This window comes from Micromonospora sp. NPDC005197, assembly GCF_040608295.1.
Classification (GTDB): domain Bacteria; phylum Actinomycetota; class Actinomycetes; order Mycobacteriales; family Micromonosporaceae; genus Micromonospora.
On sequence record NZ_JBEXHY010000005.1, the window covers coordinates 86,397 to 112,323 of the forward strand.

At 71.2% G+C, this 25,927-nt stretch carries 22 protein-coding genes, 1 tRNA gene and 1 riboswitch; of the genes, 15 read left to right on the top strand and 8 right to left on the bottom strand.

Annotation, left to right across the window (positions count from 1 at the left end; genetic code table 11):
• Positions 1-5 precede the first annotated feature (5 nt).
• A tRNA-Leu gene (locus tag ABZU46_RS03920) sits at positions 6-91 on the bottom strand.
• Between the two features lie 207 nt (positions 92-298).
• Here ABZU46_RS03920 and ABZU46_RS03925 point away from each other — a divergent pair.
• The 8 genes from ABZU46_RS03925 to ABZU46_RS03960 all read left to right on the top strand — a co-directional run bounded on the left by ABZU46_RS03925 (position 299) and on the right by ABZU46_RS03960 (position 10,024).
• Positions 299-1,087 (top strand): DUF3662 and FHA domain-containing protein, encoded by a 789-nt coding sequence (locus tag ABZU46_RS03925; protein ID WP_007454122.1) that lies wholly within the window; start codon positions 299-301, stop codon positions 1,085-1,087.
• A 6-nt stretch (positions 1,088-1,093) separates the two neighbouring features.
• Positions 1,094-1,579 (top strand): FHA domain-containing protein, encoded by a 486-nt coding sequence (locus ABZU46_RS03930; RefSeq protein ID WP_007454124.1) that lies wholly within the window; start codon positions 1,094-1,096, stop codon positions 1,577-1,579.
• Positions 1,576-3,042 (top strand): protein phosphatase 2C domain-containing protein, encoded by a 1,467-nt coding sequence (locus ABZU46_RS03935; RefSeq protein WP_354854941.1) that lies wholly within the window; start codon positions 1,576-1,578, stop codon positions 3,040-3,042. The genes ABZU46_RS03930 and ABZU46_RS03935 overlap by 4 nt, the downstream gene beginning before the upstream one ends.
• Before the next feature lie 30 nt (positions 3,043-3,072).
• Entirely contained in the window at positions 3,073-4,563 is a 1,491-nt protein-coding gene (locus ABZU46_RS03940) for an FtsW/RodA/SpoVE family cell cycle protein (RefSeq protein ID WP_354854943.1), read from the top strand.
• On the top strand, positions 4,560-6,065 hold the full coding sequence (locus tag ABZU46_RS03945) for a penicillin-binding transpeptidase domain-containing protein (protein ID WP_354854945.1): 1,506 nt from the start codon (positions 4,560-4,562) through the stop codon (positions 6,063-6,065). The genes ABZU46_RS03940 and ABZU46_RS03945 overlap by 4 nt, the downstream gene beginning before the upstream one ends.
• 1 nt (position 6,066) lies before the next feature.
• Positions 6,067-7,482, top strand: coding sequence for a protein kinase (locus ABZU46_RS03950; protein WP_354854947.1), 1,416 nt, complete (start codon positions 6,067-6,069; stop codon positions 7,480-7,482).
• Complete coding sequence (pknB, locus tag ABZU46_RS03955) at positions 7,479-9,302, top strand: Stk1 family PASTA domain-containing Ser/Thr kinase (RefSeq protein WP_354854949.1); 1,824 nt, start codon at positions 7,479-7,481, stop codon at positions 9,300-9,302. The genes ABZU46_RS03950 and pknB overlap by 4 nt, the downstream gene beginning before the upstream one ends.
• Before the next feature lie 101 nt (positions 9,303-9,403).
• Complete coding sequence (locus tag ABZU46_RS03960) at positions 9,404-10,024, top strand: ElyC/SanA/YdcF family protein (RefSeq protein WP_354854950.1); 621 nt, start codon at positions 9,404-9,406, stop codon at positions 10,022-10,024.
• Positions 10,025-10,039: 15 nt separating this feature from the next.
• On the opposite strand, the gene ABZU46_RS03965 is transcribed toward ABZU46_RS03960, so the two are convergent.
• Genes ABZU46_RS03965 through ABZU46_RS03980 form a run of 4 tightly spaced genes read right to left on the bottom strand, consistent with a single transcriptional unit; the run spans position 10,040 to position 13,353 of the window.
• Positions 10,040-10,690: an aminodeoxychorismate/anthranilate synthase component II gene (locus tag ABZU46_RS03965; RefSeq protein WP_354854952.1), complete on the bottom strand. Its 651-nt coding sequence runs from the start codon at positions 10,688-10,690 to the stop codon at positions 10,040-10,042.
• 2 nt (positions 10,691-10,692) lie between these two features.
• Positions 10,693-10,977, bottom strand: a complete 285-nt coding sequence (locus ABZU46_RS03970) for a hypothetical protein (protein ID WP_354854954.1) — start codon at positions 10,975-10,977, stop codon at positions 10,693-10,695.
• A 4-nt stretch (positions 10,978-10,981) separates the two neighbouring features.
• Entirely contained in the window at positions 10,982-12,553 is a 1,572-nt protein-coding gene (locus tag ABZU46_RS03975; protein ID WP_354854956.1) for a class E sortase, read from the bottom strand.
• The gene (locus ABZU46_RS03980) at positions 12,550-13,353 is read right to left on the bottom strand and encodes a DUF881 domain-containing protein (protein ID WP_354854958.1); all 804 of its coding nucleotides are present in this window, start codon (positions 13,351-13,353) and stop codon (positions 12,550-12,552) included. The genes ABZU46_RS03975 and ABZU46_RS03980 overlap by 4 nt, the downstream gene beginning before the upstream one ends.
• A gap of 222 nt (positions 13,354-13,575) precedes the next feature.
• Between ABZU46_RS03980 and ABZU46_RS03985 the strand changes: the two genes are divergently transcribed.
• The 5 genes from ABZU46_RS03985 to ABZU46_RS04005 all read left to right on the top strand — a co-directional run bounded on the left by ABZU46_RS03985 (position 13,576) and on the right by ABZU46_RS04005 (position 19,980).
• Positions 13,576-13,839, top strand: a complete 264-nt coding sequence (locus ABZU46_RS03985; RefSeq protein ID WP_007454145.1) for a cell division protein CrgA — start codon at positions 13,576-13,578, stop codon at positions 13,837-13,839.
• A 309-nt stretch (positions 13,840-14,148) separates the two neighbouring features.
• On the top strand, positions 14,149-16,347 hold the full coding sequence (locus ABZU46_RS03990; protein WP_354854960.1) for a (Fe-S)-binding protein: 2,199 nt from the start codon (positions 14,149-14,151) through the stop codon (positions 16,345-16,347).
• A 144-nt stretch (positions 16,348-16,491) separates the two neighbouring features.
• Positions 16,492-17,805: a hemolysin family protein gene (locus ABZU46_RS03995; RefSeq protein ID WP_354855013.1), complete on the top strand. Its 1,314-nt coding sequence runs from the start codon at positions 16,492-16,494 to the stop codon at positions 17,803-17,805.
• Positions 17,798-18,799 carry a hemolysin family protein gene (locus ABZU46_RS04000; RefSeq protein ID WP_354854962.1) on the top strand — a complete coding sequence of 334 codons (1,002 nt, stop codon included), beginning with the start codon at positions 17,798-17,800 and terminating at the stop codon, positions 18,797-18,799. The genes ABZU46_RS03995 and ABZU46_RS04000 overlap by 8 nt, the downstream gene beginning before the upstream one ends.
• 167 nt (positions 18,800-18,966) lie before the next feature.
• Positions 18,967-19,980 (top strand): NlpC/P60 family protein, encoded by a 1,014-nt coding sequence (locus tag ABZU46_RS04005; protein ID WP_354854964.1) that lies wholly within the window; start codon positions 18,967-18,969, stop codon positions 19,978-19,980.
• Positions 19,981-20,042: 62 nt separating this feature from the next.
• On the opposite strand, the gene ABZU46_RS04010 is transcribed toward ABZU46_RS04005, so the two are convergent.
• Positions 20,043-22,019, bottom strand: a complete 1,977-nt coding sequence (locus tag ABZU46_RS04010) for an N-acetylmuramoyl-L-alanine amidase (protein WP_354854966.1) — start codon at positions 22,017-22,019, stop codon at positions 20,043-20,045.
• A 234-nt stretch (positions 22,020-22,253) separates the two neighbouring features.
• A riboswitch (cyclic di-AMP (ydaO/yuaA leader) is annotated at positions 22,254-22,390 on the top strand.
• Positions 22,391-22,403: 13 nt separating this feature from the next.
• Between ABZU46_RS04010 and ABZU46_RS04015 the strand changes: the two genes are divergently transcribed.
• Positions 22,404-23,444: an NlpC/P60 family protein gene (locus ABZU46_RS04015; RefSeq protein WP_354854967.1), complete on the top strand. Its 1,041-nt coding sequence runs from the start codon at positions 22,404-22,406 to the stop codon at positions 23,442-23,444.
• A 63-nt stretch (positions 23,445-23,507) separates the two neighbouring features.
• Here ABZU46_RS04015 and dcd read toward each other — a convergent pair whose 3' ends face one another.
• Complete coding sequence (gene dcd, locus ABZU46_RS04020; RefSeq protein WP_266247661.1) at positions 23,508-24,086, bottom strand: dCTP deaminase; 579 nt, start codon at positions 24,084-24,086, stop codon at positions 23,508-23,510.
• Between the two features lie 99 nt (positions 24,087-24,185).
• On the opposite strand from dcd, the gene ABZU46_RS04025 reads away from it, so the two are divergent.
• The gene (locus tag ABZU46_RS04025; protein WP_354854969.1) at positions 24,186-24,743 is read left to right on the top strand and encodes a pyridoxamine 5'-phosphate oxidase family protein; all 558 of its coding nucleotides are present in this window, start codon (positions 24,186-24,188) and stop codon (positions 24,741-24,743) included.
• Between the two features lie 78 nt (positions 24,744-24,821).
• On the opposite strand, the gene ABZU46_RS04030 is transcribed toward ABZU46_RS04025, so the two are convergent.
• Positions 24,822-25,805: a zinc metalloprotease gene (locus tag ABZU46_RS04030; RefSeq protein ID WP_354854971.1), complete on the bottom strand. Its 984-nt coding sequence runs from the start codon at positions 25,803-25,805 to the stop codon at positions 24,822-24,824.
• Positions 25,806-25,927: the final 122 nt, after the last annotated feature.

Here is a 25,927-nt window from a genome sequence, read left to right on the forward strand (position 1 = left end):
TCTTGTGGTGGGGATGGGGGGAGTTGAACCCCCACGCCCTTTCGGGCACACGGACCTGAACCGTGCGCGTCTGCCATTCCGCCACATCCCCGTGGCACGACCCGAGACACTGTAGCCGCCCCGGACCCGCTGTCTCCAACAGGCCCCGGGAATACTACGCTGTCCCAGACGCTCGCCACGAGCGGTTACCGTTCGTGGCGGACGAAAGATTAGCACGGCAGTCCCGGTCCTTCCGAACGGGCCGGGAGCAGCCGGCCGAGCGGCGTGTGAGCTGCGCGCGCGCCGGCCGGATACCATCATGTCCTCGGGACCCGAGGAGGAGCCGGTGAGCGTGCTGCAACGCTTCGAGAAGCGTCTGGAAGGCCTGGTCGAGGGGGCCTTCGCCAAGGTCTTCAAAGGGGTGGTCCACCCCGTGGAGATCCTCAACGCCATGCAGCGGGAGGCCGAGGCGCACAAGGCGATCCTGGCCGGTGGGCGCACGTTGGTGCCCAACCGCTACGTGATCGATCTCTCGCCGTTCGACCACAGTCGTCTGGCGCCGTACGCCGCCGCGCTGGCCCAGGAGCTGGCCCAGTCGCAGGCGGAGTTCATCGGCGAGCAGGCCTGGACGGTCTACGGCGACGTGATCGTCGAGATCGAGCGGGGCGAGGGCCTGGACACGGGAATGTTCCGGGTCACCGCCGAGGTCTACACCGGCGGCGAGGTCGCCCCCGTGTCGGCGCCCGGCTACGACGCCGGCCCGCCCGCCTACCCCGCGTACGACCAGGGTGGCGGCTACGGCCCGCCGCCCGGGCACGGTGGCGGCCGCAACGTGCGGCTGGTCTCCGGTGACGGACGCACCTACCCGCTCCAGATGGGGTCGACGGTGATCGGTCGCGGCGACCAGGCGAACCTGCGCCTGCCCGACGTCGGCATCTCCCGGCGACACGCCCGGCTGGATTTCGATGGCGGCCAGGTTGTGCTGACCGATCTGGGCTCCACCAACGGCACCATGGTCAACGGGCAGCGGGTCTCCGCCGTCGCCCTCAACCCGGGTGACATGGTCCAGCTCGGCACCACGACGCTGACCTTCCGCGTGGACGGCTGAGCCGCCTTGCCGGCACTGGTCATCACCGTTGCCCGGTTCGGGTTCCTGATCCTGCTGTGGATCTTCGTGTTCACGGTGGTCGGCGTGATCCGTCGGGATCTCTTCGCGGGGGCCCGGTCCGGTCGCCTGGTGGCGGCACCACGCGCGGTTGGCGCCTCGACGGGGCAGGCGGCCAAACCGGCGAAGGTGAAGCGGGGCAGGGCGGCCCACCAGTTGGTGGTCACCGCAGGTCAGCTGGCCGGCACCCGCATCACCCTCGGTGAAGCGCAGATCACCATCGGTCGGGCCGAGGACTCCACCCTGGTCATCACCGACGACTACGCCTCCGCGCGGCACGCGAGACTCGTGCCGCGCGAGGGCCAGTGGTTCGTCGAGGACCTCGGCTCGACTAACGGCACGTACCTAGATCGCGCTAAGGTCACCGGACCAACCCCCGTACCCCTCGGCGTGCCGATCCGGATCGGCCGCACTTCCCTCGAATTACGGCCATGACTCTGACCCTGCGCTATGCGGCCCACAGCGACCGCGGTCTGATCCGTGACGGCAATCAAGACTCCGTCTACGCCGGGCCGCGGCTACTCGCCGTTGCCGACGGCATGGGCGGCATGGCCGCCGGTGACGTCGCCAGCAACATCGTCATCGGTGCCATGGCGCCGCTCGACGAGGACGTCCCAGGGGACGCTCTCGTCGATGCGTTGCGTTCGGCCGTGGGCACCGCCAACCAACAGCTCCGCGACACGGTGGACGCCAACCCGCAGTTGGAGGGGATGGGCACCACGCTGACGGCGACCCTCTTCTCCGGCAGCAAGCTGGGGATGGTCCACATCGGCGACTCGCGGGCCTATCTGCTGCGCAATGGTGAGTTCTCGCAGATCACCAAGGACGACACGTACGTCCAGATGCTCGTCGACGAGGGCCGGATCAGCGCCGAGGAGGCGAGCAGTCACCCGCAGCGGTCGCTGCTGACCCGAGCTCTCGACGGCCGGGACATCGACCCGGAGTACTCGGTGCGCCAGGTGCTGCCCGGCGACCGGTACCTCATCTGCAGCGACGGCCTCTCCGGCGTGGTGAGCGCCGAGACCATCGGCGAGACCCTGCGGGAGTACACCGACCCGCAGCAGTGCGTCGAGCGGCTGGTGCAGCTCGCGCTGCGCGGCGGCGGTCCGGACAACATCACGGTGATCATCGCCGACGCCACCGACCACGACATCGTCGAGGCCACCCCGATCGTCGGCGGCGCCGCCGCCCGGGACCGGGGCATGGCCACCTCCGCCGACGACTCGACCCCGGCCGCCCGGGCCTCGGCGCTCTCCGCGCCGCGCCCCGCGGCGCCCGAGGAGCCCAACGCGTCGGACGACGAGCCGGAGCGGCCGAAGCGCCGGCCGGTACGGACCGCCGCGATGGCGCTGGCCCTGCTGGTGATCGTCGGTGGTGCGGCCTTCGCCGGCTGGACGTACACCCAGCGGCAGTACTACGTGGGCGCCACCGAGGAGGGGCAGGTCGCCGTCTTCCGTGGCATCCAGGGGCAGATCGCCGGGATGGACCTGTCCACCGTGCACCGCACCAGCGGTACCCGGTTGGACGACCTCACGGTCGCCGCTCAGGACACGGTCAAGGTGGGCATCCGGGCCAAGAACGAGCCGGATGCCGAGCGCCAGCTCGCCGAGCTGACCAGCGACACCCCGACCAACCCCAACCTGAAGCCGATCTGCCCGCCCGACCCGGGCGCGGCGACCGGCACTCCGACGCCCGCCCCGTCCCCGACCCCGCCCGCGACGTCCCCGACGCCGAACACCAGCCCAAGCTCCGGCGCGGCGGTGAACGGGGTCGTCAGCGCGAGCCCGACCAACGCGGCCACCGCCGCCGGGACCGATCCGACCACCACACCCGACGCCACGCCCTCCGACTCGGCCACGCCGGCGCTCGACCCGGCCGGCTGCCGGTCTCCCGAGTGAGCGTCGGCTGAGATCCCAAGGACTCCACCCGTGACCGTAGCGGCCACACCGGCACCCTCGCCCGCCACCACGGGCGGGGAGTCCGGCGTACGCCTGGCCCGGTCCCGACGCAACGCCGAGCTGTCCCTGCTGCTGCTGGCGATGGTGCTGGTGGCCGCGTACATGGCGACCGTCGAGGCGAACCTTCTGGACACGGTCACCCCGGACTTCTGGATGCCCGCCGCCGCCCTCGGCGCGGTCTTCCTCGGCCTGCACCTGGTCATCCGGTTCCTCGCCCCGTTCGCCGACCCGGCCCTGCTGCCGGCGGTGGCCCTGCTCAACGGCCTCGGGGTGGGCTTCCTGCGCCGGATCGACCTGGGCGAGGCCGCCCCGGTCGACCGGGAGGATCTGGCCACCTTCGCCGGCATCGGCGGCCGGCAGCTCGCGTGGACGCTCGCCTCGGTGATCCTCGCCGCGGGCCTGCTCGCCATCATGCGCGACCACCGTTCGGTCTCCCGGTACGCGTACACCCTGGGGCTTGCCGGCATCGTGCTGGTGATGCTTCCGGCGGTGCTGCCGCGCAGCATCTCCGAGATCAACGGCGCCAAGCTGTGGATCCGGGTCGGCGGCTTCTCGCTTCAGCCGGGTGAGTTCGCCAAGCTGGCGCTGCTGGTCTTCTTCGCCTACTACCTGGTGCGCAAGCGTGAGGTGCTGTCGCTGGCCAGCCGGCGGTTCCTCGGCATCGACTTCCCGCGTGGTCGGGACCTCGGCCCGGTGGTCGTGGTCTGGCTGATCAGCCTCCTGGTGTTGGTCTTCGAGAAGGACCTGGGCACCTCGCTGCTCTACTTCGGCATGTTCGTGGTGACGCTCTACATCGCCACCGAGCGGGTCAGTTGGCTGCTGATCGGTCTGGTCCTCTTCTTCGGCGGCGCCTACCTCGCGTACGTCCTCGGGTCGACTGTCGGCGGGCCGTTCGCCAACTTCTACCTGCGCGCGGAGATCTGGCTGGATCCGTTCGCCGACCCGACCAACAAGGGCTACCAGCTCGTCCAGGGTCTGCTCGCCCTCGGCACGGGTGGACTCTTCGGGGCCGGGCCGGGCGGCGGTCAGCCGGACATCCTGCCCGAGGTGCAGAACGACTTCATCTTCGCCGGCATCGGCGAGGAGATCGGCCTGTTCGGCCTCTCCGCGCTGCTCGTGGTCTACCTGCTGATCGTGGAGCGGGGCCTGCGCGCCGCGCTCGCGGTGCGCGACTCGTTCGGCAAGCTGCTCGCCGGCGGTCTCGCCTTCACCCTGGGCCTGCAGGTCTTCGTGATCGTCGGCGGCATCAGCAAGCTCATTCCGCTGACCGGCCAGACCACCCCGTTCCTGTCCGCCGGTGGTTCGTCGCTGATGGCGAACTGGCTGCTCATCGCGGTCCTGTTGCGGGTCTCCGATGGGGCCCGGCGACCGGTGACCGGCGGTGCCGGCAAGGCGGCCCGGCCCTCGGGCGGCCCGCCCGAGCAGTTGCATGGTGCTCCCACGGAGGTGATCAAGCCGTGAACGCACCCCTGCGCCGTGTCGGCATCGTCGTCATGGTCCTGTTCGGTCTGCTCTTCGCGAACCTCAACTGGATCCAGGCGTACAAGGCCGACGAGTACCGCACCAGTGACTACAACGGCCGGGTCCAGGTCGCCGACTACAAGCGCAAGCGCGGCAACATCGAGGCTGGCGGCACGGCGGTGGCCACCAGCAAGGAGACCACCGGCAAGCTGAAGTTCCAGCGCACCTACCCGGGTGGGGCCAAGTACGCGCACGTGCTCGGCTACAAGCCGGTCAACCTGGCCGACACCGGCATCGAGCAGGTGGAGAACGACTTCCTGGCCGGCACCAGCGACCAGTTGATCGGCGACCGGTTCAAGGACATGTTCACCGGCGACGAGACCGGTGGCGGCAACGTGCTCCTCACGCTCTCGAAGCGGGCGCAGGACGTGGCGTACGACCAGATGCGCAACAACCAGGTGGATGCGAAGCGCGGCGCGGCGATCGCCATCGACCCGCGGACCGGTGCGGTGCAGGCCCTGGTGTCCATGCCCAGCTTCGACCCGAACCCGCTGGTCAGCCACAACACGACCGAGGCCGCGGCGGAGATCAACAAGCTGGAGCAGGACCCGGACGGCCCGCTGAAGAACCGGGCCCTCTCCGAGACGCTGCCCCCGGGCTCCACCTTCAAGATCGTGGTCGCCGCGGCGGCGCTGGAGAACGGCGTCACCAAGACGACCCCGATCCCGGCCGGCTCCAGCTACACCCCACCCACCTCGGGCAGCCCGATCCGCAACGCCGCCCCGTCGATCTGCCCCGAGCCGCAGGTCACCCTGCTGGAGGCGGTCACCGAGTCGTGCAACACCGGCTTCGCGCAGCTCGGCGTACGGCTCGGCGCCGACAAGGTCAAGGAGAAGGCCCGGCAGTTCGGCTTCGAGCAGGAGGACCTCACGGTCGGGCAGCTCGGCGAGGACGGTCTGCGGACGGCGGCCAGCCGGACCGGCGACATGCTGAACCCGGACGGCAGCACCGACCCGGCCGCGTTGGCCCAGTCCTCGATCGGTCAGAACAACGTCCGGATGACGCCGCTGCAGGGCGCGATGATCGCCGGTTCGGTCGCCAACGGTGGCAGCCAGATGCGGCCGTACCTGGTCCGGCAACTCCTCGCCCCGGACCGGACCACCAGCTACTACACCGCGAAGCCGCGGGAGCTGCGTCAGCCGGTCAGCGGTCAGGTCGCCAGCGACCTGCGCGACATGATGGTCAGCGTGGTCCAGAAGGGCACCGGCCAGAAGGCGGCGATCAGCGGCTACACGGTCGGCGGCAAGACCGGCACCGCGCAGTCCGCCCCGGACCGGCCCGACCACGGCTGGTTCATCGGCTTCGCCCTGGACAAGAACGGCAACCCGGTCTCCGCGGTGTGTGTCGTGCTGGAGCAGGCCGGCAGCGGCGGCAGCGCCGAAGCGGCCCGGATCGGCGGCCAGATCATGCGGGCCGCCATCGCCGACCCCGGGGGCCGCTGACATGCTCAGCCCCGGCGTCCAGCTCGGCAACCGCTACCGCCTCGACGAGCGGATCGCCAGCGGCGGCATGGGTGACGTCTGGCGCGGCACCGACCAGGTGCTCGGCCGGACGGTAGCGGTCAAGAGCCTGCTCCCCGCGCTGCTCGACGACCCCGACTTCGCCGAGCGGTTCCGGGGCGAGGCGCGGACCATGGCGACCATCAACCATCCCGGCGTGGTGGACGTCTACGACTTCGGCAACGACCAGCAGATCGCCTTCCTGGTCATGGAGTACGTCGAGGGCGACGCCCTGTCGTCCACGCTGAGCCGGGTCGGTCGGCTCACCCCGGCCCGGACGATGGCGCTTGTCGCGCAGGCCGCCGACGCGCTGCACGCCGCGCATGAGAAGGGCATCGTGCACCGCGACGTGAAGCCGGGCAACCTGCTGGTCCGTCCGAACGGCACGCTGGTGCTCACCGACTTCGGCATCGCTCGCTCCGACATCGTCGGCCAGCTCACCGCCGCCGGCTCGGTGCTCGGCACCGCCTCGTACATCTCCCCGGAGCAGGCCACCGGTCAGGTCGCCACCCCGGCGTCCGACGTGTACGCGCTCGGCGTGGTCGCCTACCAGTGCCTCGCCGGGCGGCGACCGTTCGAGGGCGACAACCCGCTCGACATCGCCATGCGGCACGTCCGGGAAACGCCCCGGCCGCTGCCGTCCGACATCCCGCCGCAGGTCCGGGCGGTGGTGGAACGGGCGCTGGCCAAGGATCCGGCCGCCCGCTGGCCGAGCGCCGCCGCGCTCGCCGGAGTCGCCCGCCAGCTCAAGGCCGCGCTGTCCCAGCAGGCCCGGGCCGGCGGTCACACCGGCCCGGTCTCCGGTGCGCCGTCCTCACCCGCCGCGCCCGGCCGGGCCCAGGTGCCGCAGTCGCAGCAGCTCCGCCCGCCGAACGCCCCGCACCGGCAGCCTCCCGTCGGGCAGCGCCCGACGACTGTCGCGCCGGCCCAGCAGCCCCGCCCCACAGCTGTCGCACCGGCCGTACCGCACGCGCGTCCGCCGGTCGCCCCGGCCGGCTACCCGCGCGGCGCCGCGGCGGTGCCGCCGGCACAGACCCGGCAGGAACAGCCACCGGCGTACGCCCGGCAGGCCGTCCCGGGGCTGCCGGCGCCCGAGCCGCGTCGGTCCCGGCCCGGGATGGTGCTCCTCGCCATCCTGCTGGCCTTACTGGTCCTGCTCTGCTCCGGCGTGATTTCCTACAACCTGCGGAAGCAGTCGCAGACCGGTGCGTCCGGGGCGTCGGCTTCACAGACCGTGACGTCCGGCGCGCTGCGGCTCGACGGACGCGACGATGCGACCCGGACGTCGTACCGTCGTGAGGTACGACTCCGGCCGGGTGACGGCGGGACGACGACGAGCGAAGGACGACAGACGCGATGACAGCGCAGGCCCGCCTGCTCGGTGGCAGGTACCAGGTCGGCGAGCTGCTCGGCTACGGCGGCATGGCCGAGGTGCACCGCGGTCGCGACCTCCGGCTCGGTCGGGACGTCGCGATCAAGATGCTCCGCACCGACCTCGCCCGGGACGCGACGTTCCAGATGCGGTTCCGCCGGGAGGCGCAGAACGCCGCATCGCTGAACCACCCGGCGATCGTGGCGGTCTACGACACCGGCGAGGAGACCGCGCCGACCGGCGAGACGCTGCCCTTCATCGTCATGGAGTTCGTCAACGGGCGGACGTTGAAGGAGGTCCTCGGGGCCGAGGGCCGGTTGCAGCCCCGCCGTGCGCTGGAGATCTGCGCCGACATGTGCGCGGCGCTGGAGTTCAGCCACCGGCACGGCATCATCCACCGGGACATCAAGCCGGGCAACGTCATGCTCACCCAGACCGGCCAGGTCAAGGTGATGGACTTCGGCATCGCCCGGGCGCTGGCCAGCGGCGCGACCACCATGACGCAGACCAGCGCGGTGATCGGCACGGCCCAGTACCTGTCACCGGAGCAGGCGCGCGGTGAGGCCGTGGACGCCCGCTCCGATGTGTACGCGGCCGGCTGCGTCCTGTTCGAGCTGGTCTGCGGGCACCCGCCGTTCGTCGGGGACAGCCCGGTCAGCGTCGCGTACCAGCACGTGCGGGAGACTCCGCCGACGCCGAGCGACATCAACCCGGACGTCACCCCGGCGGTCGACGCGATCGTGCTCAAGGCGCTGTCCAAGAACCCGCTCAACCGCTACCAGAGCGCCGGCGAGATGCGGGCCGACCTGCTGCGCGCCGCCGCCGGCCGGCCGGTGCTGGCCACTCCGGTGCTGCGCGAGGCCGAGACGGTGGCGATGGCCCCGGCCGGCGGCGGTGGCGGCTACCCGCCCGCCGCCAGCGGCCCGCAGACCCGGCAGATTCCGGCCCGGGTCGGCGATCCGCGCCAGCGCAAGGCGTCCTCCTGGCTGATCGCCCTGTTCAGCGCGGTCGGCGTGCTGGCGGTCATCGCCTTGGTCGCCGCCCTGCTGTGGAGTCAGCAGCAGGACAAGGACCTGAAGGCGGTGCCCACCCTCGCCGGCAAGGCCCAGGCTGCGGCGTTCACCGAGATCCAGAATTCGGGCTTCCTGCCGGTGGCGGGCGATCCGATCCTGGCCAACGACTGCACGAAGGGCACCGTCGCCAAGCAGGATCCCGCACCGGGCACCCGGCTGAAGGAGAACAGCCGGGTCACCGTCCAGATCTGCGACGGCAAGCCCAACGCCAAGATCCCTCCGGGTCTGGTCAACTCGCAGTTCGACAACGTCAAGCCCCAGCTCGATGCACTGGGGTTGGTCGTGAAGGAGAAGCCGGTCGACAACCCGGCGCAGAAGGGCATCGTGGTCAAGGTCAGCCCGCCCTCGGGGACCACCGTCCCTCAGGGCAGCGAGGTCACCGTCGAGGTCTCGCGCGGCAACGTCGACAAGGTCCCCAACGTCGTCAACTCCACCAAGGACGATGCCGCCGCCGAACTCCGCGCGGCGGGCTACGAGGTCAAGTTCCGCGACGGCGATGAGGTTGCGGCCGATCAGGCCGGACGCGTCCAGTCGCAGAGCCCGAAGGGCGGCACCGAGCTGGCCCAGGGCAGGACGGTGACCCTGGAGATCAGCATCCCGGAGAAGGTCGAGGAGACGCCCAGCCCGCCGGTGACGCCGACGCCGACGCCGAGCGGCACGCCGACCACGCCGGGCATCGGTGGTGGCTCCGGCCAGCCCATCTTCCCGCCGCCGGTCCGACTTCCCGAGGAGTAGCCGTCCGCGCCTGGGTGCGGAGCCTCCGGCCGGGCTCCGCCGTCGATCGTCCGAGGACGGGCCGGTGGCGTCGGCATCTGCTGCGCGGGGTTGCCCTGGGCGTGGTCGTGCTTGTCCTGAGCAGCGTCCCGTGGCTGTGGACGACGTTCGGAGCGCGCGGGCACACGTACGGCGAAGCGGACGCTCCCGCTGCCGACGTTGTGATCGTCCTGGGTACCGCGGTGACGGCTGACGGGCGGCAGCCGGGCGAACGGCTCGTCGGCCGTCTGGAGACCGCCGCCGAGCTGGTGCGTACCGGGCGGGCCCGGGTGGTGCTGGTCTCCGGTGACGGGGGCGGCGCGACAGGCGACGAGCCGACGGTGATGACCGCGTATCTGACCGAGAAGCTCGGCGTGGATCCCCTGCGGGTGGTGGCGGACCCGTTCGGCCTGGACACGTACGACAGCTGCGTCCGCGCGAGAGACGTGTACGGCGTCCAGCGGGCTCTGGTCGTGACGCAGTCCTATCACCTGTCCCGGGCGGTCACGCTCTGTCGGCACCTCGGCCTCAATGTCGACGGGGTCACCGCTCGATGCGATGGTTGCGGGCCCGGCCTGCTCGTCCGCAAGGCCGTTCGCGACTACTTCGCCAGCGGCAAGGCGGCCTGGGACGCGTTCCGGGGCCGGCCGCCCGCGGTCCGGTCGTCGGTGAGCCCCGCCGTGCGGGACGCCCTGCGAAGCTGATCGGCCGGTGCCGGTCTACGCGGCGGCGAAGGCGGCCCGGCGGCGGGCGTCCACCTCGGCGGCCAGCGCCGGGGCACGCTCCAGCGCCTCCGGGTGACCGCAACCGGCCAGCCAGTTGGCGAGCATCAGGTGACCGCCCTCGGTGAGCACCGACTCCGGGTGGAACTGCACGCCCTCGATGGGCAGCGTCCGGTGCCGCATCGCCATCACCACACCGGAGCCGGTCCAGCCGGTGACCTCCAGCTCGTCGGGCAGCGTCTCGGGGAGCACGGCGAGCGAGTGGTAGCGGGTGGCGGTGAAGGGGTCGGGTAGGCCGGCGAGCACGCCGACCGAGTGGTGCCGCACCTCGGAGGTCTTGCCGTGCAGCAACTCGGGGGCCCGGGTCACGGTCGCCCCGAACGCCTCGCCGATGGCCTGATGGCCGAGGCAGACGCCGAAGATCGGCAGCTCGCCCGCGTACTCCCGGATGACGTCCAGGCAGATGCCGGCCCGGTCGGGGCTGCCCGGCCCTGGTGAGAGCAGGATGCCGGCTGCGCCCACCCGGCCGACCTCGGCGACGTCGATCTCATCGTTGCGGCGGACGTCGGAGTCCACGCCGAGCTGGCCCAGGTACTGCACCAGGTTGAAGACGAACGAGTCGTAGTTGTCGATCACCAGGACGCGCATGGTCACCTGCTCGGAGTGGACGGCGCGGGATTGTTCTGGTCGGTGTCGTACGGCAGCTCGTGCTCGTCACCGGCCGGAGTCTCCCCGGTCACCGCGTCTCCGCCGCCCGGCTCCCCCGGAACGCCGGAGTCCTGGGTGACCTGCACGTCGTCGAAGGGCAGCAGCGGCTCGGCCCACGGGAAGGCCACGTACCAGAGCAGGGCCACCGTGGCGGCCGCGAGCAGCACCGAACCGACCAGCTTGCCGGCCAGGCCGAACGGGAGCTTACGCCAGATGAAGGCGTACATCGGGTCAGCCTCCCAGCTCCGTCGGGCGGCCCGCCGACTTGGGCTGTGTCCGGTCCAGCTCGGCGTGGATGATCAGGCGCTGGTAGTTGTCGAACTTGGGATTGCAGGTGGTCAGCGTGAGCATCCGCTTGGTCGGCTTCTTGTTCGGTTCGCCGGGCACCGGGGCCACCACCTCGACCTGCGTGGGCTTCACGATGCGGGTCCGCGCCACCCGGTAGATGTACCAGTCGGTCTTGCCCTCGACCACGATCGCGTCGCCCTCGTCCAGCTCGTCCAACCGCCAGAAGGTGGCCCGGTTGCGGTGACCCGCCACGGAGAAGTTGCCGACCTGACCAGGCAGTGCGCTGGTCGGGTAGTGACCCGGGGCGTATCGGATGTCTTGCTGCGTGACGCCCTCGACCACCACCCAGTTCTTGTCGAGCTTGGGGATGTAGAGGCCCGCGATCGGCTTGCCGTGCACCGGCGGGGACGGCTTGACGCTCGGGGTGGCCGACGGGGCGACCGTGGGGTCGTCGGTCGCGCCGCCCCATTCCTGGGCGAGTTGGCTGTTGAGGTCGTTCTGGTGGGCGTCGACGATGGCCGACTTGCCCCACACCTCGTAGCCGGCGAAGAGCAGCACGACCAGGCCGAAGGTGATCAGCACCTCGCCGGTGACCCGGATGCCGGTCCGCAGCCGGGAGCCCAACGACGGGCGGGTGAGCTCCGAGTAGACGCTCTTGTAGCCCTCGCCGGTCTGGTGCGGCCGGAGTTGGACCACCTGCTCGCCCCGACGGGGTCGGGGAGGCTCGCCGGCGCTGTCGTCCGCGCCGGCCGGCTCATCCGGCGTCGACGTACGGGGGACGGCGCCCATCAGCGCCGTGGCGTCCATGGCCGGAGGCCGGGTTGCCGGACCGGACGGTACGGCGGGGATGAGGGCTGTGGCGTTCGGGTCGGCGGGGCGGCCCGGCCCGGCTGGAGAGACCGGGGCACCCGCCGCGCTGGTCGGGCGTGCGGGACCCGCGCCAACCTTCGGGATGAACGCGGTCGGCGCATCGCCGCCGGACTGGGTCGCGCCGCTCGGAGGAGTCGAGGCGCCGGACGGGCCGCCGGCGGTCGCCGGGCGGGTCGGCGCGGTGCCGGGGGCTGGGCCGCGCGCGTGGTCGTTGCCCGGGGCGGCCGGCCGGACCGGCCCCTGCGCGGGGGACGCGGTCGGTCGGCCGGGAGCGGCGGCGGGGGGCTGGCCGGACCCGCCGCGTGGAGACGAGCCGGGCGCTGCGGCACCCGGCCAGGGCGGCGGTGCCGCCGGGCTCGGGTGGTGTGGAGCGCGCTGCGGGTCCGGTCGGCCGGCGCTGGGCGGGGCAGGGTGCTCGGCGCGCGGGCCGGCGGCGCTCGGCGGCTCGGGAGCTTCCGCCGGACGCGGTGCCCGTGGCCGGCCGGGTAGCACGGGCTCGGGCCAGTTGCCGGTCCGAGCCCGGCCCGGCGTCGGCTCGGGCCGCTCCGGAGTCGGCTCGGGTCGGTCGACCTTGGGCAGGAAGGCGGTCGGGTCGTCGGCCTGGTCCCGGTGTCGCCCGTCGCGGCGTTCGTCCGGGCTGCTCACCTGGGCACCGTCGCCGAGCGCAGCGCGGTCGAGTCCTCGAAGGCCTTGATGGTCACCGTGGAGACGGACTCCTTGTAGCCGAGTTGATAGTCGTCGACTGCGTCCTTGAACAACCGGACTCCCTCAGAGCTGGCGAGGGCCTGCTGGAGGGCAGCGGGATCGCCGATTGCTACGATCTTGAACGGTGGGGAGTACACCCGCCCATGGAGCAGCAGGGTGTTACCGACGCAGCGTACCGCGCTGGTTGCGAGCACGCGGACGTTCATGATTGACATGGCCTCCGCTCCACCCGCCCAGAGTGCGTTGACCACGGCCTGTACGTCGCCCTGGTGCACGACCAGGTCGTCGTTGGTGGCGTCGGTGTGGGCCTCGTCGTCGTGTTGGGGCGCGTCGTTCAGCTCGACAGTCACGGCCGTGCCGGTGACGGCGGTGAACCCGGCCGCCTTGAGGCTGCCCTGGGCCCGGGCCTGCTGGGCCTTGATTGGGGCGTCCGAGCCGGCAAGTGTGTCGGTGCGTTGCTGGACCTCGTCGCGCAGGGTGGCAGCGCGGCGTTCGCTCGCCTCGACCTGCTGCTCGCGCTCCTCGATGAGCTGGTTGAGCTGGGGCCGCCGGTCCTCGCGTAGAGCGGTGCCGCCCGCCGTGGTCGCGGTGGTGGTGAAGAGCAGCCCCGCTGCGGCGGCGATCAGGGGCACCCCGATCGACCAGCCTGGTCGCCGTTGGCGTGGCCGCCGGGGCAGCAGCCCGGCGACGGCCCGTCGGAGGGCCTTTTGCCAGGAGGCGGCGCCGGATGTGTACTCCACCGAGCGTTCCTTCCGCGTGTCGGGGACCGGTTCGTACCGGCCGGGCCGGTGATGCGAACAGTCCCGCCCTTTTCGGTCACTCCATGTACCTGCCTGACCCCATTCGTGGTCCAGGCGGCCGTTCGGGACTACGCTAGCTGTCGAACATTATTGGCCATGAACCGTCGCCTCCGCGTCCGGTTGTCAGGCCGGACGAGGTCGTCACCCCCTCTGGAGAGCGCCGTGCCCAAGTCTCAGGTCCGCAAGAAGAAGGTGTACACCCCGCCGACGGACGTCCGTCCGACGACGACGGCGGCGTCGCGCAAGCCTAGCCCGGTGTGGCTGCCGATCACCGCGGTCGCCCTGATCGTCGCGGGCATCGGCTGGCTGGTCGTCTACTACCTCTCCGAGCAGGAGTACCCGGTCGCCTCGTGGCAGTACTGGAACCTCGCGGTCGGCTTCGGCGCGATGGTCGCGTCGCTGGTGCTGCTCTCGCGCTGGCGCTGAGCCTCTCCCGCTGACGCTGGGCCTGGCCTGGGCGCCGCCGCGCCGAAGGATCCAGGTCACCCGCCACGCCCCTGCCCGGCGGGACCGGGCGGGGCACCCTATGGTGTCCGCAGGCAGCGTGGCCTACTGCGAGATGACTCACGTTACTGCTGGGTAACCTTGCGCGTAGGCTGCACTGCATGACCGAGCGGAGCGAGGTCATCGACCGGTCCGGTCGCAGGTGTGGCAGCGGCGCGACGCTGGCTTCGTCCTGCCCCGGTCCCGGTTGCTGAACCGCTCGACAGGCAGCAGACCGGGGAGGCCAACTCGATGGGCAGCGTCCAGATCGTCACCACGATCCTCGCGGCCGGCATCACCGCCGTGGCGGTGTGGCTGGCGGTGCGCGCGGTCATGAAGATGACGGCCGTCATCCGGCTGGGGCAACCCGCTCCGGAGCGGTTCACCGACAAGGGCGCCCGCACGAAGAAGATGCTGGTGGAGACCGCCGGCCACACCCGCATGCTCAAGTGGGGCGTGGTGGGTGCCGCGCACTGGTTCGTGATGGTCGGCTTCGTCGTGCTGTCACTGCTTGTGCTCGAGGCGTACTTCGAGGTGGTCACCCCGACCGGCGGGCTGCCGATCATCGGGCACTGGACGATCTTCGGCCTGGCCACCGAGGTCATCGGCGTGCTGGGCCTGGTCGGCATCCTGGTGCTGATGGCGATCCGGCTGCGCAACCGGCCCACCCGCCCGGGCGGTCGCTCCCGGTTCACCGGCTCGACCATGTGGCAGGGCTACTTCGTCGAGTGGATCGTGCTGCTGGTCCTGATCTTCGGGTTCGTGATCCGGGGCTTCAAGGTCGCCACCGACCACTTCGAGTACCCGGTCTGGGCCACCCCGGTCAGCCACGCCGTCGGCGCGGTGCTGCCCGACTGGCAGGACGGCGCCAGCGTCGCCGCGCTCATCAAGATCATTATCTCGATGACCTGGCTGATCGTCATCTCGCTGAACGTCACCATGGGCGTCGCCTGGCACCGGTTCCTGGCGTTCCCCAACATCTTCTTCAAGCGTGAGCCGGCCAAGCCGGCCGGCTCCGGCCTCGGCGCGCTGCGCCCGATGATGAGCGAGGGCAAGCCGCTCGACTTCGAGGAGGCCGACCCGGAGAAGGACCAGTTCGGCGTCGCCCAGGTCGAGCAGTTCACCTGGAAGGGCCTGCTGGACTTCAGCACCTGCACCGAGTGCGGCCGCTGCCAGTCGCAGTGCCCGGCCTGGAACACCGGCAAGCCGCTGTCGCCCAAGCTGCTCGTGCTGAGCCTGCGCGACCACGCGTACGCCAAGGCGCCCTACCTGCTGGCCGGTGGCGGCAAGGACCTGACCGGCGAGGAGAAGGCCACCCAGGCGCAGCTCGCGCACCTGGACGTGCTGGCCCTGGCCGAGGCCGACAAGCCGTTGATCGGCACCGCCGAGGAGGGCGGGGTCATCGATCCGGACGTGCTCTGGTCCTGCACCACCTGCGGCGCCTGCGTCGAGCAGTGCCCGGTGGACATCGAGCACGTCGACCACATCGTCGACATGCGCCGTTACCAGGTGCTGATCGAGTCGAGCTTCCCCTCCGAGGCCGGCGTGATGCTGCGCAACCTGGAGAACAAGGGCAACCCGTGGGGCGCCCCGCAGAACACCCGCGAAGACTGGACCAAGGGCCTGGACTTCGAGGTGCCCCGGGTCGGCGAGGTGGACGACTTCGAGTACCTGTTCTGGGTCGGCTGCGCCGGCGCGTTCGAGGACCGGGCCAAGAAGACCACCCGCGCCGTGGCCACCCTGCTCAACGAGGCCGGCGTGAAGTTCGCGATCCTCGGCGAGGGCGAGACCTGCTCCGGCGACCCGGCGCGACGGATCGGCAACGAGTTCGTCTTCCAGATGCTCGCCCAGCAGAACGTGGAGACGCTGAACGAGGCGTTCGAGGGCCGGGAGAAGGCCAAGCGCAAGATCGTGGCGACCTGCCCGCACTGCTTCAACACCCTGGGCAACGAGTACGGCCAGCTCGGCGGCGAGTTCGAGGTGGTCCACCACACCCAACTGCTGGCCCACCTGGTGTCCACCGGCAAGCTGACGCCGGTGCAGCCCGTCGACGGCGGCGTGACCTACCACGACCCCTGCTACCTGGGCCGGCACAACCGGATCTTCGCGGCCCCTCGCGAGGTGCTCGGGGACGCCATCGAGGGCGAGATCACCGAGATGCCGCGCAACAGCGAGCGCTCCTTCTGCTGCGGCGCCGGCGGCGCCCGGATGTGGATGGAGGAGAAGATCGGCAAGCGGATCAACGTGGACCGGGTCGAGGAGGCCATGGCCACCGGGGCGAAGACCGTCGCCGTCGGCTGCCCGTTCTGCTCGACGATGCTCAACGACGGGGTCAACGGCAAGGGTGCCGGCGAACAGGTCGAGGTGATCGACGTGGCGAGCGTCCTGCTGCGCTCGGTGAAGCCGGAGCAGCCGCGGGGCGACAAGGAGTCCGCGCCGGTCGCCGGCTGAGGCGTACCGCGAAAATCATCGGACGGCGGCGGCGCCCACGGGGTGCCGCCGCCGCGCCCGACCGGGGCCCGGCATCGCGCACCCGGCGTGGCACAATCGCGGCCGAGGTGAGACGACATCGACGGCCTGCTCTGGACCACGCTGCTGCCACTGGTCGGCTTCGTTGCGCTGACCGCCGGCAACGCGTTCTTCGTCGCGGCCGAATTCGCCCTGGTCACGGTCGATCGGGCGGAGATCGACCGCCGGGCCGCGGCCGGCGATCAGGCCGCGCTGAAGGTCCGCACCGCGCTGCGTGAGCTGTCCTTCCAGCTCTCCGGAGCGCAGCTCGGCATCACCATCACCGCGCTGCTCACCGGCTACCTGGCCGAGCCCGCCCTGGCCCGGATCTTCACCCCGCTGCTGCGCCCGGTCGCCGGGGAGAGCACCGAGCGTTTCACCCCGTTCCTGGCGCTGGCCCTGGCCACCCTCATCTCCATGCTCTTCGGCGAGCTGGTGCCCAAGAACGCGGCGCTCGCCCAACCGATGCCCGCCGCGCTGGCCACCGCCGGGCCGATGCACACCTTCTCCCGGACGTTCGGCTGGGTGATCCGGGGCCTGAACGGCTCGGCGAACCGGCTGGTCCGGGCGCTCGGCGTGGAGCCGCAGGAGGAGCTGGCCAGCGCCCGCTCACCCGAAGAGCTGGGCCTGCTGGCCGCCATCTCGGCCCGCGCGGGCGCGCTGCCCACGGACACGGCGATGCTGCTGCGCCGCACCATCCGGTTCGGCGACAAGCGGGCGGCCGAGGCGATGACCCCGCGGGTCGACGTGGTCGCGCTGCGCGCCACCGCCACCGTGGCCGAGCTGCTCGAAGAGTCGCGGCGGACCGGACGGACCCGCTTCCCGGTGTACGAGGAGACCCTGGACCTGGTCACCGGTGTGGCCGGCGTGCCGGACGCGCTGGGCGTGCCGTTGGCCGCGCGGGCGTCGACCATGGTCGGGTCGGTGGCCCGGGAGCCGGTGTACGTGCCGGAGAGCCTGGACCTGGACGGCGTGCTGGCGGCGTTGAAGGCGGCCGGGGCTGACCTGGCCATCGTGGTCGACGAGTACGGCGGCACGGACGGCGTGGTGACGATCGAGGACCTGGTCGAGGAGTTGGTCGGGGAGATCGCCGACGAGTTCGACCCGGCCAGTGTGGACGACACCGGGCCGGTCGAGCTGACCGTGCCGGGCGGGGAGCGCGCGGTGCTTGTCGACGGGGTGCTGCGCTCCGACGAGCTGGCCGAGCAGACGGGCTTCCGGCTGCCCGAGGGGCCGTACGAGACGCTGGCCGGCTTCCTGATGGCGCGACTGGGGCACATCCCGCTGGCCGGCGAGACCGTCGACGCGGACGGCTGGGAGTTCACCGTGGTGGAGGTGGAGCGGCACCGGATCGAGCAGGTCCGGGTGCTGCGCCCGGCGGAACCGGACACCGATGACTGAGCTGCTGGTGACCGTGCTGCTGCTGCTCGGCAACGGGTTCTTCGTGGGCAGCGAGTTCGCGCTGATCGCGTCCCGGCGGACGGTGATCGAACCGTTGGCGGCCGGCTCGAAGCGGGCCCGCTGGGCGCTGTCGGCGATGAACCAGATCCCGCTGATGATCGCCGGTGCGCAGCTCGGCATCACGGTCTGCTCGCTGGGCCTCGGCGCGATCGCCGAGCCGGCGCTGGCTCATCTGCTGGAGTCGCCGTTCCACGCGGCCGGCCTGCCCGAGCGCGCGGTGCACCCGGTGGCGTTCGTGCTCGCGCTCGGCGTCGTCGTCTTCCTGCACACGGTGGTCGGCGAGATGGTGCCGAAGAACATCACGCTGGCCGGTCCGGAGGTCTCCGCCCTCTGGCTGGGCCCGGCCATGCTGGCCTTCTGCGTGGCCACCAAGCCGTTGCTGCTGGCGATGAAGTGGGCGGCCCGCCGGGTGCTGGCGTTCTGGCGGATCGAGGCGACCGAGGCCGTGAAGACGGTGTTCACCGCCGAGGAGTTGGCCGGGCTGGTGTCGCAGGCGCGTACGGAGGGGCTGCTCGACGCCGAGGAGCACGCCCGCATCACCGGGGCCCTGGCCCTGCACACCCGGACGGCGGCGGACGCGTTGCAGCCGTGGTCGACGGTGGTCACGGTGGCCGAGGACGTCTCCCCGGCGTCGCTGGAGGTGCTGGCGACCCGGACCGGCCGGTCCCGGTTCCCGGTGGTGCAGCGGTCCACCCGGCGCGTACTGGGCTTCGTGCACGTCAAGGACGTGCTCGGGTACGCCGGGCAGGGTCGTCGGGCGCCGGTGCCGGCGGAGGTCTACCGGCCGCTGGCGGTGGTGCCGCCGGAACGCACGCTGGCCGATCTGCTGCTGGCCATGCGCCGCGAACGGCGGCACATGGTGCTGGTCAGCGACGGTCGGCGTCCGCTCGGGGTGGTCACGCTCGACGATGTATTGACCGCAATCGTTGGTTAATTGACCAACACCCTTGGTGTGCAAGCGGTTGCGTGACAGTGATGGTGACTCGGCTCGCCTTGATTCCGGTCCAACGCTTCCCTAATGTGGGGCACCGACCGCTGTGGGTCGTCTGCCTCGGCCCTTCCCTCACGCGAGGCGCCCGGCGGTCGGTTGCAAAGGAGTCGGTGCCGGTGGCAACCATGCCCCCTCATCGTCACGCCCCGGGACTGTCCGCTCGGCCGGGCGGTCTACGCCGGGTCGCCCATCGTCTGCTTGTGCTGGTCGCCGCCGCTGCGGTCGGTGCCGGAATGCTCGCCGTGCCGGCGCAGGCCGAGCCCACGGTCGACGAGATCGAGGCGCAGATCGACAAGAAGTGGGAGCAGTTGGAGCCCACGATCGAGCAGTACAACAAGGTACGGGCGCAGCTCAAGGTCAACCGGAAGAAGTCGACCGACCTGCAGAAGAAGATCGAGCCGCTGGCCCTGCAGAGCGAGTTGGCGCTCAACCGGGTCGGTGACCTCGCGTCCCGCTACTACATGTCGGGCCCGTCGCAGGAGATCGGCGCGCTGCTGATCAGCGCCAAGCCGGACACCCTCACCGAGCAGCTCACCCTCCTCGACCGGCTGGCCGCGCAGGAGCGCAAGCAGGTCGAGGGCGTGCTGGCCGTGCGGGCCAAGTACGACAGCGAGAAGCAGAAGCTCGACGCGCTGATCGCCACCCAGACCAAGCAGCAGAACGAGCTGGCGGCCAAGAAGAAGCAGATCGACGCCGAGATCAAGAAGCTCGAGGCGTCGATGCCCAAGACCACGGTCAAGACCGTCGGCTGCCCGACCATCAACGGTGTGCTCGCCGTGGCCGCTCAGAAGGCGATCAAGACCGCCTGCCAGCAGGTCGGCGACCCGTACGTCTGGGGCGCCACCGGCCCGAACTCGTTCGACTGCTCGGGCCTGACCCAGTACGCGTACAAGTCGGCCGGGATCTCCCTCACCCACCACACGGGTGACCAGTGGAACGAGGGCAAGGCCGTGTCGCGCGCCGACGCCCGTCCCGGTGACCTGGTCTTCTTCTTCTCCGGCCTGAGCCATGTCGGGCTCTATCTGGGTAACAACCAGATGGTGCACGCGCCTCGTGCCGGCAAACCGGTGCAGGTTTCCAGCATCACCACCATGCCGATCGCCGGGTTCCGCCGACCCGGCTGATCCAGCGGACGCCACGAGGGCCCTCGGTCGGATGACCGGGGGCCCTCGTCGTATGTCGTTCGTCAGCGGGGAGCGCCCACCGGGGACGGCAGGAGCTGCACGTCGGCGAGGTCGACGTACATGATGCGGTGGCCGAACTGGATCTGCGCGTACCGGTTCTTGCCCCGGATCACCGTCCAGTCGCCGGGCGAGGAGCCGTCGAACGTGCTGGCCCGGTAGTACTCGCCGGCCAGCACCGCGCCGACGGTGTAGCGCTGACCGGCGGCCAGCGTGTACTGCAGCGGTGAGATCGCCTGGTAGGGCACGCCGGCCGGGTAGGCCGCCTGCTCCGGGTAGGCCCGCCCGTACACGGGGATGGTCGCCCGGCCCGGCTTCGGAACGGCGACCACGCCGACGGTCCAGGTGGCGGTCGGCGCGGACGCCGGGTTGTGGAACCAGGCCCGTTGCCCGAGGTACCAGATGGCCGTCCAGTCGCCCTGCCGGCCGGCCAGCGCGTACGTCTGGCCGGCGGAGGCCCGCGCCCCGTGGTCCGACACGTCCATCGTGTTCGGGGTGCCGTCCGGGCGGAGCGCGATGTCGTTGACCAGCGGCGCGTCCGCGGACGGCGCGGTGTGCAGCACCACCGACGAGGAGCCGCGCGGCGCGCAGGGTGTTCCAGGGGTGACGCACCCGGTGAACGCCGGTTGGTTGGTCGCGTAGTCGGGGTCGATCCGGACCAGCCCGGTGGCGGGGGTGCCGGTGTCCAGTCGCGGTGCGTGCAGCAGGTCGAAGTAGTGCGTCCAGTCCCAGTAGGGCCCCGGGTCCCAGTGCATCCCGCGCACGGTCGACGCGACGGTGCCGGGCACGTTGTCGTGGCCGATGATGTGCTGGCGGTCCAGCGGGATGCCGTACCGCAGCGCGAGGTGCCGGACGAGCTTCGCCGAGGTCCGGTACATCGCCTCGGTGTACCAGGTGCCCTGCGCGGCGAAGCCCTCGTGTTCCAGCCCGATCGACTTCGCGTTGACGTACCAGTTGCCGGCGTGCCAGGCGACGTCCTTGGTCTTGACGTGCTGGGCGATGTGCCCGTCCACCGAGCGCAGCGAGTAGTGCCAGCTCACGTAGGTCGGGTCCTGGACGAGTTTCAGGGTGGTCGCCCAACTCGCCTCGGTGTCGTGGATGACGATGTACTCGATCTTCTGCCGGGCGGGCCGGTCGGAGAGATCGTGGTTGCCGTAGTCGCCGTCGCCGAACGCCTCGTAGGGTGCCGGGATCCACTCACAGGAGACGGTCCGCGGGCACTCCAGGCCGTCCGGGCGGGCGAGTCGTCGCAGGCCCAGCCGGTCCAGCCAGGAACGCTGGGGTTGGACCGCGCGGGCCGGCAACGTGACCCGCTGGCCGTCGTCGGTCACGCGGGTCTCGCCGGCGCCGATGGTGGTGAAGACCTCGTCGGCGAAGGCCGCCGCGGCGTCGGCGCTGTCCGCGCCGGCGTAGCGGGCCACCGCGCCGTACCAGGTGGCGGGGTCGGTGCCGGCGCCGACCGGGGCGCCCACCTCCCGTTGGTACGCGGCCAGCAGCGCCGCCCCGCCCCGGATGTTGGTCGTCGCGTCGCTGCGCAGCGCCTCGGGGGCGGCGCCGGTCAGCGCGGCGGCGGCGTCGACGGTCTGCGTCGCAGCCGTGGGCGGCGCGGGATCCGTGGCCGGCGCGGGTGCCAGGACGGCACGGGAGTCGTCGCCGCGCGGATCCTCGGTGCCGGCGTCGTGGTGGCCGCGCGCGGGTAGGGCGGCCACGTGGCGGGCATCGGTCAGGTGCATCGGTCCGTAGCCGCCGCTGGTGCTCGGGGTGCCGGCGTTGCTGTCCCAGCGGGACTCCAGGTAGGAGACCCCGAGCAGCACGGCGGTCGGCACGCCGTACTCGGTCGACGCGGCGGCGTACTGCTGCTGACGGTCGGCGGCCGGTGCGGCGGAGGCGGGGCCGGCGCTCAGCGGTACGGCGGCCGTGGCGATGACCACGGCGACCGCGAGCGATGCGCGCCGGCCGGCGGACAGGGTTGGACGTTCCATCGAACCCCCTAGATTTGACTGGTAACGGTGTGGTCACCTTCGCGCCGGTCGGGAGTCCGCGTCAATACCTTTCCATATATCAAACTGCATCGAAAGAAAGCTTCACGCACGCTCGGTGACCTCCTCCAATCGGTACGGAGTGTCACGGCCGCACGGGTTGCGGATCGGTAACGGCCGTCTCTACTCTGGTCATTTGTCGGCCCGGTAGCAGGTCTGCCCATCCCGGGCGGTAACGGACCGACACCGCCGAGTCGCTTGCGAGCGAGCCGGGGACCCAGGTTCCCCCGGGGTGAATCCGCAGCCAATGCGGTAGGGCGCCAACTTCCCGCCCGAACCCGTCAGCTAACCCGGTAGGCGGTCAGGAAGAAGGAGTACGGAACCCCGGTGGCCCTCCATGCCCCGCGGCCGTCGTCCGAACGGTCGGCCTCGGCCGACCCGACGTCGACAGTGCCGCGTCCACGCTGGTCCCGCTTCACCACCGCCCTCGCCGCCCTGGTCGGCGTAGCCGTCGTCCTGACGGGCAGCGCCACGGCGGCGCACGCGGATCCGTCCGTCGCCGAGATCGAGCGCCAGATCGACGCCGACTGGAACAAGCTCGAACCGGTCATCGAACGGCACAACGCCACTCGCGCGGACCTGGCCGTGAAGCGCAGGCAGGCCGACGCGCTCGCCGCCCGCATCGCGCCCCTGGAGCGCCAGGTCGACGCCGCGATGAACAAGGTAAGCGCGCTGGCCGTGCGCGCGTACATGGGCGAGAACCTGTCGACCGTCAACACGATGCTCGGCAGCCGGTCGCCCGGCGAGGTGGTCGGGCAGCTCGAGATGCTCGACCGGTTCGCCCACAACCAGCAGGAGGACGTCCGTCAGGTCGCCGACCTCCGCGACGAGCTGGCCCGGCAGAAGGCGCCGCTGGACGAGATGGTGGCCCAGCTGACCCGGACCGAAGCGCAGCTGGCGGCGAAGAAGAAGCAGATCAACGACGAGATCGACCGGCTGCAGAAGCTGCGCCTCAAGGTGTACGGCAATGGTGGCGGCGGTCCGCTGCGTCCGGCGCCCTGCCCGGCCAGCTACCCCGGCGGCGGCGCGGGCACGGCGGTCAAGTTCGCCTGTGCCCAGATCGGCAAGCCGTACGTGTGGGGTGCCGAGGGTCCGAACTCGTACGACTGTTCCGGGTTGATGCTCGCCGCGTGGGCGAAGGCCGGTGTGTCGCTGCCGCACAACGCCGCCGCGCAGAGCCGGGTGACCAAGAACGTCAGCAGGGGCGATCTGCGCCCCGGCGACCTGGTCTTCTACTACAGCGACATCCACCACGTCGGCATGTACGTCGGCAACGGCTGGGTGGTGCACGCCTCCCAGGCCGGTCAGCCGATCAAGATGAAGAAGGTCGACGACGGGCCGATCCACAGCTACGGCCGTCCCGGCTGACCAACGCGGGACGCAGCAGGGCCCGTCGCGATCTCGTCGCGGCGGGCCCTCGTCGTCCGCTATCTATCGCGTCGGCCAGGCACGCCAGTTCTGCCAGGAGCGGCTCGGCGTCGGCCCCCGCTGCCCCTGGTAGCGCGAGCCGTAGACCACCGAGCCGTACGGGTGCTCGGCCGGCGAGGAGAGCCGGAAGATGCAGAGCTGGCCGATCTTCATGCCCGGCCAGAGGGTGATCGGGAGGTTCGCCACGTTGGACAGCTCCAGCGTGACGTGACCGGAGAAGCCCGGGTCGATGAACCCGGCGGTGGAGTGGGTGAGCAGGCCGAGGCGGCCCAGTGAGCTCTTTCCCTCCAGCCGGCCGGCGAGCTGGTCGCCGAGCGAGATCACCTCCAGCGTCGAGGCGAGCACGAACTCCCCCGGGTGCAGCACGAACGGCTCGCCGTCGGGCACCTCGACCACCGATGTCAGGTCGTCCTGCTGCATGGCCGGGTCGATGTGGGTGTAGAGATGGTTGTTGAACACCCGGAACAGCCGGTCGAGTCGTACGTCGATGCTGGACGGTTGGACCAGGGTGGGCTCGAACGGTTCCAGGCCCAGCGTGCCGGCCTTGATCTCGGAGACCAGGTCACGGTCGGAGAGCAGCATCGGACCACCATAGCCGCGTTGGCCGGACCGGCCGGATTCGGTGCCGGTGACCAGCGCGTCGAGGTCGCTGCTCGTACATTTGTTCGATAGAATGTCGGCATGGCTTCCTGGTCCGAATTCGCCGCCGACGAGCCCCGCCTCGCCGACGGGATCCGCGTTCTCCTGCAGCAGTACGGGCCGGGCTTCGGCTACCTGGCCACGGTCCGCGCCGACGGCGGGCCCCGGGTCCATCCGGTCTCCCCGGTCATCACCGACGAGGGTCTCTTCTGCTTCATCATCGACTCGCCGAAGCGCCGCGACCTCGAACGGGATGGCCGCTACGCGCTGCACTCGTTCCCTCCGGAGGAGAGCGACGACGAGGCGTACGTGGCGGGCCACGCCTGGCCGGTCACCGACCCGGTCCAGGTGGCCCGACTGGCGCAGAGCGCCCGGGCCGAGCCGCAGGTCGACTGGCGGCTGTTCGAGTTCACCGTCGACGTGGCGATGTTGACCCGTCGCGAGCAGCACGCCGCCGGCGTTCCGGGTGTCACCCCGAGCCGCCCGGCCGTGCGGGTCTGGCTGGACCCGCAAGCCCCGCCCGCACCGGCCGCGCCTGTCGCCGTACCGCAGACGCGCCCGACCCGCCGCAGCCTTGACGTCCAGTGCACGGCCGCCTGACCACGGCCCTGCTGTCCAAAAAAACGCCGGTGCCGGCTCCGTCGTGACGGAGCCGGCACCAGGTGTACGCGAGGAGAGCTACGCCGCGCGGTACGCGTTCCACGCGGTCAGCATGCGGCTCGCCTGCCCCGGGGTGAACTGGTACATGCACGAGTCGTAGGTGTAGTCCATGAAGTTGGTGATCGGGTCCAGGCCGGTCGCCGAGCAGGTGTTCCGCCCGGTCGGGCACTCGTACGCCGGCGACGCCTCGGCCGGGGTGTCGCTGACGCTGTCACCGGAGCCGCCGCAGCCACCCTGGAAGGTGTGGTAGAGGTTCAGCCAGTGACCGATCTCGTGGGTGCCGGTGTCGCCCTGGTTGTAGTTGGTGGCGGTGCCGCCCGGCAGGGACTCGTTCAGCACGACCACGCCGTCCATGGTGCTGAGGTTCTGCTGCGGGAAGGTCGCCCAGCCGAGCAGGCCGCCGCTCAGCTCGCCGAGGTAGATGTTGAGCGTGTTCTTGCCGCCCACCCGCAGCGACGACTTCATCGACCGCTCCGCCGACGAGCCGTTGACGATCGGGTACCAGGACGGGTTCGTCACCCGGTTGATCTTGTCGAGCCGGAAGGCGAAGGCGGTGGCAGCGCCGCCGGTTCCGCCCGCGTAGGCCTGGTTGAGCACGCTGATCTGCGAAGTGATCATCGAGTCCGGGATGTTGCCGCCGGCCCGGGTGCTGTTCTCCTGGATCACGTGCACCACCACCGGGATGGTGACGGTGGCCAGCGTCGTGGCGCCGGCGCCGGCCCGGAAGTTGGCGCGCTCGCGCAACGCCGCCGCGAGGTCGGCGTCGCGTTCGCGGACCTGCTTCGCGGTCAGCTCGTTCGGGTCGTGCGTGGCCGCCGCGCCGGGCTTCACCCGAGCGTTGGCGTGGCTGTCGGCCGGCTCCGCGCAGGCGCCGCCCGGCGCCGCGGAGAAGGCCGAAGCAGCCGGAACGACGCCCACCGCAGCGGTGCTGAGCAGCAGCGCGAGGGTCGTCGACGCGACACCGGCGGCACGCCGGGTCAGCAGGTTGGGACGGAGTCCCATGGGCCCACCTCTTTCTGGCGGCGTGACAGGGGGTGTGTCACGCCGTGGCTGAAACGTGTGGCAGACGTTACAACCCATCGACACATTTGAGAACGCCCATATCTTGCCGTCACGAAACTTTT